The sequence below is a fragment of the Neobacillus sp. KR4-4 genome (assembly GCF_042136325.1).
GTDB lineage: Bacteria > Bacillota > Bacilli > Bacillales > Cytobacillaceae > Neobacillus.
In genome coordinates, this window is record NZ_JBHHJU010000005.1 from 112,623 (window position 1) to 127,793 (window position 15,171).

The window sequence follows — 15,171 nt, forward strand, 5'->3', positions numbered from 1 at the left end:
ATCTCTTACTATGAATTTATCAGCATCCGCTCCAGAGCCAATTTTGCATTTTCCGCAACCTCAGGACTAACCTGAATGATATTATTTGTCTCCTCAAGTGTATCAAGGCTCCATACCAAATGAGGCAGGTCAATTCTATTCATCGTTAAACATGGACACATATGCGGATTTAACGAAATGATATTTTTATCCGGATGGTTTTGAATTAAGCGATTGACAAGGTTCATTTCTGTACCGATTGCCCATGCCGTTCCAGGCTCCGCGGTTTCAATGGCCTTAATAATATAACTCGTTGAGCCTGCCATATCTGCTAATTCTACTACTTCGCGGCGGCATTCCGGATGAACAATGATTTTCATCTTAGGATATTTATAGCGAGTATCAATCACATTTTGTACCGTAAAATTTTCATGAACCGAACAATGACCTTTCCAGAGGATGACCTTAATTTCTGACGTGTCACCTTCAAACTCCAGTTCATTTGTAATTGGGTTCCAGACTGCCATTTCATCTAATCCTACCCCTAGTTCGACGGCTGTATTTCGGCCAAGATGCTGATCCGGTAAGAATAAAATTCGTTCCTTCATTTCAAATGCCCACTTAACCATCGTCTCGGCATTAGAAGAAGTAACCGTTGCCCCGCCATGTGCACCAACAAACGATTTAATGGCTGCTGTTGAGTTAACATAAGTTAATGGAAGAATCGTATCACCAAAGAGTTCCTGAAGCTTTTCCCAAGCTCTTTCAGTCTGCTGAAGATCAGCCATATCAGCCATCGAACAGCCTGCGCGCATATCAGGCAGAATTACCTTTTGGTTTTGATTCGTCAAAATATCCGCTGTCTCTGCCATAAAATGTACACCACAGAACACAATAAATTCAGCGTCAGTGTTTTTTGCTGATAATTGTGCTAGTTGTAAAGAATCACCGGTGGCATCAGCAAACTGGACCACCTCATCTTTTTGATAATGATGACAAGGGATATAAAGACGAGAACCTAGTTCCTTTTTGACCTCGATGACCCGATTTTCTAGTTCTTCTCTCGACATTTGTTTGTATTTCTCAGGAATCATATTTTTTTGTAAAGCGGCTAGTAGATTCATGTTACTCGTCTCCTTTATTCCATTGCACTTTTACACTGATATCTAGTGCTTTATAAGAATGAGTTAAGTACCCGAGGGAAATATAATCGACACCCGTGTCACGATAATCAGCAATATTAGCCAATTGGATTCCGCCAGAGGCCTCAGTAATAATCGTCGATGGAACCAATTGAATGAATTCTTTAATTTCATCGGGGGTTCGGTTATCAAACATGATTACATCTGCCCCTGCATTTACCGCTTCCAGCACCTGAGCTTCCGTTTCCACTTCGACTTCCACTTTCACCATATGACCCGCCTTTTTTCGAACCGCTTCTACCGCATTCGAGATGGAACCAGCAAAAGAGATATGGTTATCCTTGATCATGACCCCATCATATAAACCGAAGCGGTGATTATAGCCGCCACCACAGCGAACGGCATACTTTTCAAGCATGCGAAGGCCAGGAGTAGTTTTCCGAGTGTCACATATTTTCGTATGGCCGCTATCCAGGGTATCGACCGTTTTTCGTGTGAGTGTGGCAATCCCGCTCATACGTTGGACTAGATTCAGGATCACTCTTTCTCCTTTTAATAAATTAGCTATTTTCCCAGAAACTTGGGCTAATTTATCACCATAGTTAATTGCTTGGCCTTCCTTCACAAACACATGCGTGGAAATTTCGTTATTTAGCAACTGGAAGCCTGTCTTAATAATTTCCTCTCCACAAAAAATCCCTTGATCTTTTGCAAGAAAAACAATTTCTCCATTTGTTTCCTCTGCAAAGATTAAATCAGTGGTAATATCCTGTTCCCCGATATCCTCTATAAAAAACTTCTCAAGTTGCGAGCGCAGTTTCAATGTGTTCATTGGACTTTTCCCTTCCTTGTTTCAAGTTATGAATGATTGATTTTCTTAACCAATGGTGATTATCTTCTTTCGGGCAATCACTTCGAAAGTGCCCTCCCCGGCTTTCTGTCCGTTCTAGAGCTGCATCTGTCATTAGCTTGGCAGTGACCAGCATAAAAATCTTTGTTATCTGTTGCGTTGTACAGGTATCCAAATGGATCGTTTCGGCCCTGAATTGCTGTAACCAGGCTTGCTGTTTCTTTAAATTCCCTTCATTACGAACAATTCCCACCTGTTCCATCATTGAATCCTTAATTTGTTGGACATGCGGTAAATGTATTGCTTTCTCTTTTTTAGGATGACAATCAGGAAGTTTTGATTCTATTTGGGAACCTTGCCATCCTTCATTTATCCACTTCGATAACTGTTTCCCCTGAAATAATCCCTCTAACAAGGAATTACTTGCAAGTCTATTCGCACCGTGTAAACCTGTACAGGAGGCTTCGCCAATTGCATATAGTCCATTTAGAGAAGATCTTCCGATTAAATCGGTTTTAATTCCGCCCATTAAAAAGTGGCTGCCTGGAGCTACAGGGATTTTCCCATCTTCAATCCGGATCCCGTTGTCCTCACAAAGGGATGTAATCGAAGGAAATCGTTTCCTAAATTCTTCAATGGAACTTATATCCAAATAGATCTGCTTTCCTTTTTTCAAGTATTCATATATTCGTTGAGAGACGATATGTCTCGGCCCGAGATCTTTTAAGGGGTGAACGCCCTCCATAATGCGGGTCCCATCTTCTGTAACAAGAATGGCCCCCTCTCCCCTGACAGCTTCAGAAACTAAGCCCTTTGTTTCACCGTTTATATATAAAAGTGTGGGATGAAATTGGTTAAATTCCATATCAACGATGTCCGCACCGGCTAAATAAGCCATGGCAATCCCATCACCACTGACGGTTTTGGCGTTAGAAGTGTAAGTATATAGCTGACCACAGCCCCCCGTTGCGATAATGACATGCTGACCATAAAAATAATGGATGGATCTTTTAGAAGTTTTTGCTTTAACACCAATACATCGGTTTTGTTCGTTATTTAAGAGTAATTCATAGGCGAAGACATTTTCTTCGACAGTGATATTTCGCTTTTGCTTGAGCACAGTAATCAGATACTCCATGACGTTTTTACCAGTGGCATCACCGCCGCCATGAACTATTCGCTTTTCACTGTGTGCCCCTTCCATCCCAAGAAACAATTCACCCTGTTGATTTTTATCAAAAATCTCGCCATCGCGTGCCATATTCTTAATCAGTTCCGGCGCCGCAGTAATAATTTCCTGAACCACATCTCGATTGTTGTGAAATCTTCCCGCTTCAAGTGTATCGACCACGTGCTTAGAGGGATGGTCATTATTCCCCAGGGCAGCCGCAATCCCGCCTTGAGCAAGATACGAATTGGCCGTTCGTAATTTTTCCTTTGTGAGTATCCTCACATTTAAATGGCTAGCTAACTGAACAGCCAGCTGCATGGCGGCTATTCCACTTCCAATTATTAATACGTCATCATTTGTCATGTTGACCCTCCTGACATAACAGGTGTCTTGACATATATATTTACATAGAATTAAACTAAAAACAAGTATTTTTATAGAAAAGTAGAAACACCCCGTCCTAAAATAAGAAGAATGGGAGAAGAATCATGAAATATTTTGACTATGCTGCGTCCACACCACTAGACACAGAAGCAGCTGAGGTATATGTAAAAGTGGCAACAGAATACTTTGGAAACTCCAGCAGTCTCCACGATATAGGTGGACAATCAGCTGCCTTACTTGAAAACTGCCGCGAAGAATTGGCCAATTTAATGGGAATTGATAAAAATGGGCTGTTCTTTACAAGTGGGGGGACAGAAGGGAATTTTTTAGCAATCGAGGCATTATTGTCCTCCACTAAAAAAGAGGGGAAACATATCATCGCAGGCATGGCGGAGCATTCATCCATCCATGGAGTCCTAACTAGATTAAAGGAAGCGGGATATGAAATCACCCTGCTTCCGCTTAATGAAAACGGCCTGATTGATCAAGAACAGTTGGTCCATTCAATTAAGCGAGAAACTATTTTACTCACCCTGCAGCATGTGAATTCTGAAATTGGCACCATCCAGCCAATCGATAAACTTGCCAAGATTTGCAAGGACAACGTAATCCTTTTCCACAGTGATTTTGTTCAGTCGTTTGGAAAAATAGATATAAAAAGACTAGCACCACTTGTCAGCAGTTTTACTTTTTCAGGTCATAAAATCTATGGCCCAAAAGGCATTGGTGGAGTATACGTCGATCCTCAGCTTAAATGGGAGCCTTTTTTTCCAGGCAGTTCTCATGAACGCGGATTTCGTCCAGGCACTTTAAATGTTCCTGCCATTGCCGCGATGACAGTTGCTGCCCAGAAAATAACTACAAAATTGCCAGAGGATTTAAATAGATATGAATTACTGCGGAAAGCTTTTATTAAAACACTTGAGCCGATTGAAGAAAAGGTGAAAATATATCAAGCAGCCGATGCCTCTCAGCAGCTCGCCAATATCATCGGGCTCCGAATTTCTGGTATTCAGGGTCAATGGATGATGCTTGAATGCAATCGGCATGGATTTGCCATTTCAACCGGCAGTGCCTGTCAAGTCGGCAGGCAATCCCCCGCAAAAGTGGCTCAAGCCCTAGGTTTAACCTCTGACGAAGCAAAAGAATTTATCCGTATTTCTTTCGGTCAATCAACGCGCTTGGAAGATGTGGTAGAACTGGGTGAGAGGATCGTGAATATCGTTCATGCCTTCGAGGCAGCTGCGGTTATATAAAAAATTTAAACTATGCTAAAATAGGGAAACAGCAATAGAAAATAGGAGGAATTATATGGTTGAGCAAAAAAAAATATTGGGAGAAGAAAGGAGGTCCTTCATTTTACAGCTACTAAAAGACAGTCCTGTCCCGGTGACAGGAAGTGAATTGGCCAATCAAACGAATGTAAGCAGACAAGTGATTGTCGGAGATATCACACTCCTTAAAGCAAAGAATGAACCCATTATTGCAACGAGCCAAGGGTATATTTATTTAAAGCAAAACACTAGCAATTATTCCTTTGAACGAACAATCGCCTGCAGACATTCACCTGATGACACCGAAAAAGAACTAAATTTGCTCGTTGACCATGGAGTATTAGTGAAGGATGTCAAAATTGAACACAAGGTTTATGGAGATTTGACGGCCTCAATTATGGTTTCTAATCGCCAAGAGGTGAAACAATTCATGGCAAACTTACAAAAGACCAGAGCAGCCCTGCTATCTGAACTAACCGAGGGAATCCACCTTCATACGATTTCAGCATCTAGCATCCAAGTCTTAGATGAAGCAGAAAAAGCATTAAAAGCAGAAGGCTTCCTAATTGAATCATAGTAAAACCTCACAAAAAAAGGACCCTAAAATCGAGGACACTGCAAAACACTTACATTTTTTACAAGAAACGCCCTTCGGGGCGTTTTTTTGTTAAAATAAAGATAAATTAATTACCTGTATTGGAGTTTATGTAATGTTACTTAATCATAATCAATCAAGCCTTTCCTTTCATTCAGAACTATATTCTTTTGTGCCAGCGGATCATATTTTAAGACGAGTTCATGAAGTGGTAGACTTTTCCTTTATTAATGATTTGGTTAAAGATTCGTATTGTGTATATTACGGTAGACCTGCTAATGAGCCTGAATTGTTGTTCCGTCTCCTTTTTCTTCAATTTCTGTACAATTTATCGGATGAAAGAGTGATTGAGGATTCGCAATACAATTTAGCATATAAGTGGTTCTTAGGATTAAATCCAGAGGATTCCTTGCCAGATTCTTCACAATTAAGCCGATTCCGTGTACATAGACTTGGAGCCAACCGTGTTGAAAGGGTTTTAGAGCATATTGTAAAACAATGTGTAGAAAATGGATTAATTCAGTCCCAGGCTCTGATAATTGATTCAACTCATACTCTAGCTAATGCAGCTAAGGATAAGCCGTTAGATGTTCTGAAAAAAGCAGCAAACCGTCTATTAAAAGGGTTGAAGAAACAGTATTCCAATCTTTATAAAATGATTCCCACATATCCAAAATTAGAGGGAACAGATAAAGAAAAAGCGATACAACTTTTGCAATATTTAGCTGAGCTAAAGGATCTACTAGAAGAAAAACTTCCTGATGCCGAAGGTAGCTTGCTTGATAAAATAAACATCGTAAAGCAAATTATTGAAGATGAGAGACTTTTATCTCATAAAGGGATTGCATCTGCCGTTGACCCTGATGCACGTTTTGGAAGAAAATCTAAGTCGAGAACTTTTTATGGATATAAAAACCACATAGCTATGACGGAAGAAGAAATTATCACAGCAATTCATGTAACCCCTGGAAATGAAGACGATGGAAAACAGCTACAAACCTTGGTGAACAAATCAACAGAACTACAAATATCGATTGATGAAGTACTTGCAGATACAGCATATTCTAGAAAGGACAATTTAACCTTTCTCCAATCAGAAGAGATAAAAGCTTCTATACCCTTAAGTCCAGCTGTGTATGGAACACGCGAAGAAGATAAATTTCAATATGACAAAGAAAATGATGAGGTTATATGCCCTGCCGGGCATATGAGTATTAGAAAAGCTAAAACTGGAAGAACAGGGACAGCTAATAATCCATGCCTTACCTTTTACTTTGATACTGACATTTGTAAACAATGTCCTTTAAGAGAAGGATGCTATAACAATACGAAAGAAAAAACATATTCTATTAGTATTAAATCTGAAGAGCATAAACAACAAATGGCTTATCTAGAATCTGATGAATATCTTCAAAGAAAAGGAGTTCGATCCATTATTGAGCATAAAAACGCTGAATTGAAGAATGCACACCGGATGACCAGGGCAAAATACCGTGGTCAATTTGGTATGCGAATACAGGCATTTTTAACTGCCTTTGTTGTAAATGTTAAAAGGATGATAAAGCTTAAGGATGCCTTTTCTCAGTAAAAGAAGGGGTGAAATCTCAATTTTATCGAAAAAAGCGCCTAGATTTATGTAAGACATAAATTTAGGCGCTTTTTTAATAATAACAAAGAAGTTTTTTACCCTTATTGCAGTGGCCTCAAATCGGGTCCCTTTTTGTTTAGTCTAAACTCACCAAAACAGATGGATAACTGCCAAGTAATGTAACACCGCAGCCTAATGCTTCTATTTCTGCTATTGCTCCGGGAATCAATACATCATCCAATTTCATCTCGAGATCAATAATGAAAAAGTAATTGCCAATCCCAGTTTTCATGGGTCTTGATTCAATCTTTGATAAATTCAATTTTCTCCAAGCAAAGGCAGATAATACCTGATGAAGAGCTCCAGCCTGGTCTGATGGAAGTGTAACCATCAGCGTTGTTTTATAATGGGTTGATTCACTAATCTTCTGAAAATCAAGTTCTTTCTCGGAAAGAACAACAAATCGCGTATGGTTATAATCAAAATCGTGGACATTTCTTTTTACAATCGATAACCCGTATTCCTTTGCGGCGAGTTCATTGGCAATCGCTGCAATTTTCAAATCAGGGTGTTCCATTACCATTAATGCTGCTGCCGCTGTTGATGAGACGCTTTCGAATGGGACACCTTTTAAATGGGTATGTAAAAATTTATGACATTGGGCAATAGCATGGGAGTGACTATACACCCTGCTGATATCCTGCCAATTTTCCTGATTATCTGGATGTACCATCAAATGCTGCTTGATCGGCAAGGTGATTTCACCAATAATGGGTATTTGGACTTCTTGTGTTAAATAATCGAGTGTAATGTTCACTGAGCCTTCTAGCGCATTTTCAATTGGAACAACAGCCAAGTCTACTTCTTTATCAACTATGGCATCCATGCTTGCAGGAATTGTTTGATAGGGCTCAAGTTCATATTCTTGAAATACCTTTTTTACAGCTAATTCTGTGAATGTAGCTTTTGGTCCTAAGTATCCAACTTTCACTGTTTTCCCCACTCCTTATTTTATAAAAAGAGAGCTGAGAGCCGGTGGTAGATTGTCCTACACACCTGTTCCCAGCACTTCTACCTTCTCTACAAATTCGAGTTTCCTAAGCTCCTCAAGTAACTTATCTATTTCCATCGTGATGTTTGAAGTGTTTAATGAGAGTGTTACATTTGCTCTGCTTTGCAACGGAATCGTCTGGTGAAGGGTGACAATATTGCAGCCTGAGTTTGCAACAACACTGAGCAAGTGTGACAGCGTACCTGAGCGATCTTCCAAATGAAAGAAAAGCGTGATAATCTTTTCTTTTTTTATGGTTGAAAACGGAAAAACAGTATCTCTGTATTTATAAAAGGCACTTCTGCTTAAATCTGCTTTTTGAACAGCTTCCGCAATGGATTCTGACTTCCCTCTTTCCAGCATTTCCTTCACATCTATTGTTTTTTTCATGGCTTCCGGCAAAACATCTTCACGTACTAAGTAAAATTTTTTATCCATTTTATCACTCTACCTTACTCTCTTTAGGACACGTTCTCTTCTACTCAATAAACTCAAATTCAAACTCCATTAATTTCACAATATCCCCGTCTTTTGCTCCTCTTTCCCTCAAGGCCTCATCTACACCGAGACCACGAAGTTGACGTGCAAAACGGCGAACAGATTCTTCTCTCGAGAAGTCTGTCATCTTAAAGAGCTTATCTGTCTTTTCACCAGATACGACAAATGTGCCATTCGGTTCTCTTGTAATTTTAAATGCTTCTGGTTCTGCCTCATGCTTATAAAGAACACGGTGCACACCCGTTGTTTCATCTTCTTCATTATGCTCAAGTGGAAATTCAGGTGTTTCCTCAATCTTATCAGCAACAGCATACAATAATTCACGAAGACCTTTTCTAGTTACGGCTGAAATTGGGAAAATCGGATAATCCTCATCGAGCTGTTCTTTAAACTTTTTCAAATTTTCCTCGGCTTCCGGCATATCCATTTTATTGGCGACAATAATTTGCGGACGCTCAGTCAAGCGCAAATTATATTCACTTAATTCACGATTGATGGTCTGGAAGTCCTCGAATGGGTCCCTGCCTTCCATCGCAGACATATCAATGACATGAACAATTACCCTTGTCCGTTCAATATGACGCAAGAATTGATGACCTAAGCCTATACCTTCACTAGCCCCTTCAATCAAACCCGGAAGGTCCGCCATGACAAAACTGCGCCCATCTTCTGTCTCGACCATCCCAAGATTCGGAACAATCGTTGTAAAATGATACTCCGCAATTTTCGGTTTTGCCGATGATACAACGGATAAAAGCGTTGACTTCCCTACGCTAGGAAATCCAACAAGACCCACATCAGCAAGCAGTTTTAATTCAAGGATTACTTCCCGCTCTTGACCTGGTTCTCCATTTTCAGAAAGCTCCGGCGCAGGGTTAGCCGGGGTGGCAAATCGTGAATTTCCGCGCCCGCCACGGCCGCCTCTGGCAATAATTGCTTGTTGTCCATTTTCAACTAAATCTGCAATCACTTCTTTCGTCTCGGCATCAATCACCACTGTTCCAGGCGGGACCTTGACAATCATATCCTTTGCACCGGCTCCGTGCTGGTTTTTGGACATGCCATGCTCCCCGCGTGGTGCTTTAAAATGACGCTGATAACGGAAATCCATTAATGTGCGCAAGCCTTCATTTACTTCAAAAACAACATTGGCACCTTTCCCGCCATCCCCACCTGCTGGACCGCCTTTGGGTATATATTTTTCTTTACGGAACGCGACCATTCCGTTACCGCCGTCTCCGCCTTTTACATAAATCTTCGTTTGATCAACAAACATCTTATTCCTCCAGTCTGCAATTCAAATCAAAAAATGTCACGAAAAGCGTCTTAACTTTTCCTACTTTTTTGAAAGGGTATATATACTTCTAATGCGAATTCACTTTCTGATAAGTCCTTGACCACGATGTCGAGTAGACTAAATGGTTTGGATAGGAATTCAGTGATTACTTCGCTTTTTATTATTATCCCGCTAAAATCAAAAAAGAAACGAATCCCCTTTGATTCCGGGTCTATTGTTACGGATAAATGATTTTCCTGAAAGGCTTCGATCGTCTCATTTAAACATGTAAATAAATGGGATGTCCACTTTGTCAAAAGCTCCTCATTGATTTGATCTACTTTCTGATCATGAAGGACTTCATATTCAAGTTTAAAGGAAGGATTCTCCCAATTCGATTTTAACAAGAGTGAGGCAAACAAAGGCATTTTCAAATTCGAAAGTTTTGACTCGTGCTGCGTTTCGATAATGATTTCATCGATGACCTCTTTTGCCCGGTCGATTCGATTTAAATCCAAGTTCCCCTTTATTAATTGAAGCCTATTTAACCAATCATGCCGAGCATGCCGCAACACTTCAACAATATCCCAATCTTTCTCCATACGTACACTCCCACATTAAGTGTCACAACACTAGTTTGCTGATAGTATATCAAAAAATGAACCATGAGTAAGCTTATTTTGTGATGAAAGTTATTTAGAGGCAAAAAGAAGCATCTACGTAGCGTTTCCCGAAGTATAATATGGAAGGAAAAATTCGCTGGAAAAAAGAAAACTCTAACCAATCAGGTTAGAGTTTTCAAAGAATCCTTAAGCTTCTTGAGCTACTGGATAAACGCTCACTTTTTTGCGATCACGGCCGACACGTTCAAATTTTACAACGCCGTCAACTTTTGCAAAAAGAGTATCGTCGCCTCCACGGCCAACGTTTTCACCTGGGTAAATCTTTGTACCGCGTTGACGGTAAAGGATTGAACCACCAGTTACGAATTGTCCGTCTGCACGCTTAGCACCAAGGCGCTTTGCGATAGAGTCACGTCCGTTTTTTGTAGAACCTACACCCTTTTTAGATGCAAACAACTGAAGATCTAATTTTAATAACATTTATTCCACCTCCTGCTTTTTGAAGGTAATCTTTATGTGCTTTCCGTATTCTTCTTCAATCGCCCGTAATGAAACAGCCATCCCTTCGAGAAGAATTTGCACTTTCTCTTGCGTGTTTTCTGGAAGACCTTCCGGAATCACACAGCGGAGAAAACCATCTGCTCGATGTTCCAGATCAGGAGTGACACCAGTTAGTTCATGGACCGCATTAATCGCACCAACAGATACGGCTGATACGCCTGCACAAACAATGTCTTTCCCACGATCTGCAAACAATGCATGTCCGCTCATTTCGAATGAATGAATCGTTCCGGACTCAGTACGATAAATCGTAATGTTAATCATCTATGATCCAACACCTTACGCGTTGATTTTTTCGATGACTACTTTAGTGTAAGGTTGACGATGACCTTGCTTCTTACGGTTGTTTTTCTTCGCCTTGTACTTGAAAACAATGATTTTCTTTTGACGGCCTTGTTTTTCAACTTTAGCTGTAACTGTAGCACCTGCAACAACAGGAGAACCTACTTTTACGTTTTCACCGCCAACGAAAAGAACCTTGTCAAAAGTAACTGTTTCACCAGCTTCAACATCTAATTTTTCGATGTAGATAGCTTGGCCTTCTTCAACTTTCAATTGCTTACCGCCAGTTTCGATAATTGCGTACATGAACTGCACCTCCTTATAAACTCAGACTCGCCATACACAGGCGCTTTAAACTTAGTTAAAGACTTAAGACCTGTTCTGTGCGGTTGTAGCACGGGTGCGCTACAAACATAACATTAAAATCCTAACATATTCTAGGCAAAAGTGTCAATAGAATTTTAGAAAGATCATTTATCATCCAATCCTTTTGAAGCAATCTCATTTTCATTGCCAAACTGTTTTATCACATAATAATGGCGGTCAGACGACTGAATGGAGAAAAATAACTTTAGATGTAAGAGCTCTTCTAATGCTTCCCTGTAGGCTTCATTTGGCCCTAGCAGCTGTTCTTTCACTTCAGCGGTCGTTTCCACCAGGACAGCTTCAAATTCAGAATAGCGGTGCTCTAATAGCTCTCGTTCAAGTCGAAAGCCTACCGTTTCTGGACTGAGAATCCGGCCGGTCCCATCACAAACTGGACACTTCACCTCGAGTGCCTCTGATAGAGTAACCTTCGTTTTCTTTCGTGTTAGTTGAAGAATTCCTAACGGCGTAAAGCCAATGATTTTTGTTCTTTTTTGATCTTTGGCTAATTCCGATTCGATAAGTGCATAAATAGCCTGCTTGTCCTTTTCTCGTTTCATATCGATAAAATCGATGAGGACGATTCCGCCAATATCGCGCAGACGCAGCTGACGCACGACTTCCTTCGCAGCCAACTGGTTCGTTTTTAACACGGTTTCCTGATAATCCGTCTTCCCGGAAAATTTACCTGTGTTCACATCAATAATCGTCAGTGCTTCCGTTTCATCAAAAATCAGGTAGGCGCCTTGATCAAGCCAGACCATTCGTTTGAGAGCTTTATCAATTTCTTGCTCGATCTTATGTACTGAAAATATATTCTCTTTACCGCTGTAGTAACTATGTTTAACCCGCTGATTCTGCTTCTCAGCCAGCTTCTTTAGTGATAAGTCATCGACGATTACCTCTCCGTCTGACATTTTCCCTACCTTATCCAAAATCATTTCGATGAAAGTATCTTTTTGAAAAACAATCCCTGGCTTTTTTAATCCTGTTGTTTTCTGTAGCAGTTGTTGATATTGTTCGCGCAGATTGGTTAGTTCAGTGTGTATTTCTTCTTCGGTACTTGAAAGGGAGGAGGTTCGAAAAATCATCCCTTCTTCGTCTGTTTTTAAGTGACTGCCAATTCGCCGTAGGGTTGCTTGCTGTTTGTCATCAGCAATTTTTTTTGAAACGGCGACATACCGACCCTTTGGCATGTAAATAAGGTTTGTCCCTGAGATTTCAACAATCCCCGTTACTCGAGCACCTTTCGTGCCGGTTGCATCCTTGTCGACTTGAACAAGCATTTTTTCCCCTTGATGGACGAACGAGCTGACGTTTTTTTGTTTATCAGTGGATTGGAGATATGAAGGAAGAACATCCCGGTGTAAATACGCATTTTTCTCCTCGCCAATATCTATGAACACTGCATTCATGCCGGGCAATACTTTCGTCACTGTCCCAAAATAAATATTACCGACCAGTGATTGATGTTCTGGCCGGTCAAAGACGATATTTTCCACACGGTTATCCTTTATATAAGCCAATCGCTTTTCCCGTGAGTTGTAGTTAACTATTAATGTTTCCAAACAAGCGACCTCACTTTTTTCTTCTTATTATACCTTTTTAATGGGCCATGATAAACTTGCTAGTTGATTTCCGCTCCAGGCGCTTCGCTTTCCGCGGGCGGTCCGGGGAGCCTCCTCGGCGCTAAAGCGCCTGCGGGGTCTCCCCTGCCCCGTCCTCCCGCAGGAGTCTCGCGCCTTCCGCTCCTATCAGCATAGTATTAATAATAAGAAAAGAGAAGGTCGCTGATTTTGTCGGTTAGGCGTTTTTCGGTAAAGTAGGCGTGTAAGAGCTCGTTTTCATCTAGCATCCCTTTTTCCTTGCCATCGGCTTCGACGATGATTGGATGTTTGCAGCCGCGTTGAAACTTTTCTAAAACGTGAATAAGTAAATCCTCTTCATTGGCCTCAATTGGTTTCAAAGTTTGCAGACTTGATTTCTTCCCATAATAGCGCTCCAATAAAAATCGCATAAAAATAAAGCGGCGCTGCTTCCACTCATGGTAGAGCGAAAAATAAAGAAAGGCGATGATGACCCAGACATTAATATGGGTTGGAGCTGCTGCCACAATAACCAGCGAAAAGATCGACAAGCTAACCAAGGAAAGGATAAGCGTTAAGCGATGGGCGCTCGGGAAGGAACTTTTTAAGGAAAGCAGTAAAAATACCAGTTTCCCGCCATCAAGCGGCCAAACAGGAAAGAGATTGAATACGAATATCATTAGATTATAGCTAAAAAACAAGTGAAATAGGTCCACAGATATCAGATCCATGCTAACCAATCCATAGGCTAAGGCCACCATCCACACATGCTGGAGCGGCCCTGCTAGAACGACAATCATCTCTTCTTTTAACGGGCGATTGCCATGCTCATCCATTTCAGCAACCCCGCCAAACGGCAGCAGGGTGATTTTTTTGATTCTCCATGAAAAAAAAGAAGCCGCAGCAGCATGCCCCAATTCATGAATGAAAATGATCCCAAGTAATAAGCAAACCTCAAGGAAATGAGCTGTGGCAACTGAAAGTGCAATGACAATCCATAACAATGGATGAATAGTAATTAGTCGTAGTAAATTTATGGCTCTATTCAAAGTCAATCACCTGAATTGGGTCGATAAATTTATCATCTTTTTTAATGGCAAAGTAATATTTACCTTTGCTTTTATCCTCACCTGTGGATCCAGAGACGGTGCCAACTACTTGTCGTTTTTCAACATACTCATATAATTTAACGTCGATTTTATCTAAATTTCCATACCATGTTTCCGTTTTATCGGCATGTTGAACGACGACTGTCTTCCCTAGACCTTCTTTTACACCTGCAGACATCACAAAGCCCTCATTAATTGTTTGTACGGACGCCCCTTTTCCCGTTTCAATCATAATTCCCTGCCCGTTCTTTTCGAAGTTTTCGAGGATTTTTCCCATTGCTGGAACGGAAAACTCAGTTTCTGCCACCTCTTTTTTCTCCGTTTGATCTTTATCCGAAAAAGGCAAGAGGGCTAAAGGTTTCCCAAATTTGCTTTCGTACCAGTTTGATACAGTTGCAAACTTAAAATCCTGGTCCATTGTTTTAGTCACCAAAGCTCTTGCTGGATCAAAGGCAGTGGAATGGTTCCGAAATAATATCGCAATCACTAAAAACAGGAGGACTGAAGATAAAACTTTGAAAAAGAAAACTTCCTTCTTAAATAATGGATGTCCATCATCGCCGTCACTCCCTCCTGGAGGGGTATACTGATGAAAGCCATATTTTTCATCGTCACTAGGCCATTCAATCTGGCGGTCGGGACTTTTTACAGATGTAGTGCCATTATCATTTTTTCGCTTGGCGATTCGTCGCCGAATTTCTTCCGGTGTAGACCGCGCCATTTCCATCCACCCTTTTCACACTAATTTGTACAAGTCTATGAGGGTGAATGAAAGAGTATGTCTTAAAAATAAAACAACCTGTCCACAAGTGAGTGGACAGGCTGAATATATAGCA

General features: G+C 40.8%; 16 protein-coding genes and 1 other annotated feature. Of the genes, 3 read left to right on the forward strand and 13 right to left on the reverse strand.

Translation table 11 applies throughout. The features are described from left to right. Nucleotides 1-8: 8 nt before the first annotated feature. Genes nadA through nadB form a run of 3 tightly spaced genes read right to left on the reverse strand, consistent with a single transcriptional unit; the run spans nt 9 to nt 3,505 of the window. Nucleotides 9-1,103 (reverse strand): quinolinate synthase NadA, encoded by a 1,095-nt coding sequence (nadA, locus tag ACE198_RS07245; protein ID WP_375375088.1) that lies wholly within the window; start codon nt 1,101-1,103, stop codon nt 9-11. A gap of 1 nt (nt 1,104) precedes the next feature. Then, nucleotides 1,105-1,953, reverse strand: a complete 849-nt coding sequence (nadC, locus tag ACE198_RS07250) for a carboxylating nicotinate-nucleotide diphosphorylase (protein WP_375375089.1) — start codon at nt 1,951-1,953, stop codon at nt 1,105-1,107. Next, on the reverse strand, nt 1,922-3,505 hold the full coding sequence (gene nadB / locus ACE198_RS07255) for an L-aspartate oxidase (protein ID WP_251457556.1): 1,584 nt from the start codon (nt 3,503-3,505) through the stop codon (nt 1,922-1,924). Before nadB ends, nadC begins: the two co-directional genes overlap by 32 nt. Nucleotides 3,506-3,630: 125 nt before the next feature. Between nadB and ACE198_RS07260 the strand changes: the two genes are divergently transcribed. The 3 genes from ACE198_RS07260 to ACE198_RS07270 all read left to right on the forward strand — a co-directional run bounded on the left by ACE198_RS07260 (nt 3,631) and on the right by ACE198_RS07270 (nt 6,983). Next, nucleotides 3,631-4,782 carry an IscS subfamily cysteine desulfurase gene (locus ACE198_RS07260; RefSeq protein WP_375375090.1) on the forward strand — a complete coding sequence of 384 codons (1,152 nt, stop codon included), beginning with the start codon at nt 3,631-3,633 and terminating at the stop codon, nt 4,780-4,782. A 55-nt stretch (nt 4,783-4,837) separates the two neighbouring features. Next, nucleotides 4,838-5,377 (forward strand): transcription repressor NadR, encoded by a 540-nt coding sequence (locus ACE198_RS07265; protein ID WP_375375091.1) that lies wholly within the window; start codon nt 4,838-4,840, stop codon nt 5,375-5,377. A gap of 133 nt (nt 5,378-5,510) precedes the next feature. Continuing rightward, nucleotides 5,511-6,983, forward strand: a complete 1,473-nt coding sequence (locus ACE198_RS07270; protein WP_375375092.1) for an IS1182 family transposase — start codon at nt 5,511-5,513, stop codon at nt 6,981-6,983. Between the two features lie 136 nt (nt 6,984-7,119). Here ACE198_RS07270 and pheA read toward each other — a convergent pair whose 3' ends face one another. The 10 genes from pheA to ACE198_RS07320 form a co-directional block, all read right to left on the reverse strand. Next, nucleotides 7,120-7,974, reverse strand: coding sequence for a prephenate dehydratase (pheA, locus tag ACE198_RS07275; RefSeq protein WP_375375093.1), 855 nt, complete (start codon nt 7,972-7,974; stop codon nt 7,120-7,122). Between the two features lie 57 nt (nt 7,975-8,031). Next, a complete protein-coding gene (locus tag ACE198_RS07280) occupies nt 8,032-8,472 on the reverse strand; it encodes an ACT domain-containing protein (RefSeq protein WP_098575625.1) in 441 nt (146 codons plus the stop codon). Nucleotides 8,473-8,512: 40 nt separating this feature from the next. Beyond that, the gene (gene obgE, locus ACE198_RS07285; RefSeq protein WP_375375094.1) at nt 8,513-9,808 is read right to left on the reverse strand and encodes a GTPase ObgE; all 1,296 of its coding nucleotides are present in this window, start codon (nt 9,806-9,808) and stop codon (nt 8,513-8,515) included. A gap of 50 nt (nt 9,809-9,858) precedes the next feature. Beyond that, entirely contained in the window at nt 9,859-10,410 is a 552-nt protein-coding gene (locus ACE198_RS07290; RefSeq protein WP_375375095.1) for a Spo0B C-terminal domain-containing protein, read from the reverse strand. Between the two features lie 207 nt (nt 10,411-10,617). Further along, a complete protein-coding gene (gene rpmA, locus ACE198_RS07295) occupies nt 10,618-10,911 on the reverse strand; it encodes a 50S ribosomal protein L27 (protein ID WP_026563442.1) in 294 nt (97 codons plus the stop codon). Beyond that, nucleotides 10,912-11,256, reverse strand: a complete 345-nt coding sequence (locus tag ACE198_RS07300; protein WP_098575628.1) for a ribosomal-processing cysteine protease Prp — start codon at nt 11,254-11,256, stop codon at nt 10,912-10,914. A gap of 15 nt (nt 11,257-11,271) precedes the next feature. Further along, on the reverse strand, nt 11,272-11,580 hold the full coding sequence (gene rplU / locus ACE198_RS07305) for a 50S ribosomal protein L21 (protein WP_026563440.1): 309 nt from the start codon (nt 11,578-11,580) through the stop codon (nt 11,272-11,274). A gap of 13 nt (nt 11,581-11,593) precedes the next feature. After that, nucleotides 11,594-11,675: a sequence feature (ribosomal protein L21 leader region), on the reverse strand. A 69-nt stretch (nt 11,676-11,744) separates the two neighbouring features. Beyond that, complete coding sequence (locus tag ACE198_RS07310; RefSeq protein ID WP_375375096.1) at nt 11,745-13,208, reverse strand: Rne/Rng family ribonuclease; 1,464 nt, start codon at nt 13,206-13,208, stop codon at nt 11,745-11,747. 197 nt (nt 13,209-13,405) lie between these two features. After that, complete coding sequence (locus ACE198_RS07315; RefSeq protein ID WP_375375097.1) at nt 13,406-14,275, reverse strand: M50 family metallopeptidase; 870 nt, start codon at nt 14,273-14,275, stop codon at nt 13,406-13,408. After that, the gene (locus ACE198_RS07320) at nt 14,268-15,056 is read right to left on the reverse strand and encodes a M23 family metallopeptidase (protein ID WP_251457575.1); all 789 of its coding nucleotides are present in this window, start codon (nt 15,054-15,056) and stop codon (nt 14,268-14,270) included. Before ACE198_RS07320 ends, ACE198_RS07315 begins: the two co-directional genes overlap by 8 nt. Nucleotides 15,057-15,171: the final 115 nt, after the last annotated feature.

What these genes read in the sequence shown, in the direction of transcription:
- ACE198_RS07300 (WP_098575628.1), bottom strand. Translation starts at nt 11,256, where the DNA reads ATGATTAACATTACGATTTATCGTACTGAGTCCGGAACGATTCATTCA.
- nadC (WP_375375089.1), bottom strand. Translation starts at nt 1,953, where the DNA reads ATGAACACATTGAAACTGCGCTCGCAACTTGAGAAGTTTTTTATAGAG.
- rpmA (WP_026563442.1), bottom strand. Translation starts at nt 10,911, where the DNA reads ATGTTATTAAAATTAGATCTTCAGTTGTTTGCATCTAAAAAGGGTGTA.
- ACE198_RS07270 (WP_375375092.1), top strand. Translation starts at nt 5,511, where the DNA reads ATGTTACTTAATCATAATCAATCAAGCCTTTCCTTTCATTCAGAACTA.
- ACE198_RS07265 (WP_375375091.1), top strand. Translation starts at nt 4,838, where the DNA reads ATGGTTGAGCAAAAAAAAATATTGGGAGAAGAAAGGAGGTCCTTCATT.
- rplU (WP_026563440.1), bottom strand. Translation starts at nt 11,580, where the DNA reads ATGTACGCAATTATCGAAACTGGCGGTAAGCAATTGAAAGTTGAAGAA.
- nadA (WP_375375088.1), bottom strand. Translation starts at nt 1,103, where the DNA reads ATGAATCTACTAGCCGCTTTACAAAAAAATATGATTCCTGAGAAATAC.
- obgE (WP_375375094.1), bottom strand. Translation starts at nt 9,808, where the DNA reads ATGTTTGTTGATCAAACGAAGATTTATGTAAAAGGCGGAGACGGCGGT.
- ACE198_RS07320 (WP_251457575.1), bottom strand. Translation starts at nt 15,056, where the DNA reads ATGGCGCGGTCTACACCGGAAGAAATTCGGCGACGAATCGCCAAGCGA.
- ACE198_RS07260 (WP_375375090.1), top strand. Translation starts at nt 3,631, where the DNA reads ATGAAATATTTTGACTATGCTGCGTCCACACCACTAGACACAGAAGCA.
- ACE198_RS07290 (WP_375375095.1), bottom strand. Translation starts at nt 10,410, where the DNA reads ATGGAGAAAGATTGGGATATTGTTGAAGTGTTGCGGCATGCTCGGCAT.
- ACE198_RS07280 (WP_098575625.1), bottom strand. Translation starts at nt 8,472, where the DNA reads ATGGATAAAAAATTTTACTTAGTACGTGAAGATGTTTTGCCGGAAGCC.
- nadB (WP_251457556.1), bottom strand. Translation starts at nt 3,505, where the DNA reads ATGACAAATGATGACGTATTAATAATTGGAAGTGGAATAGCCGCCATG.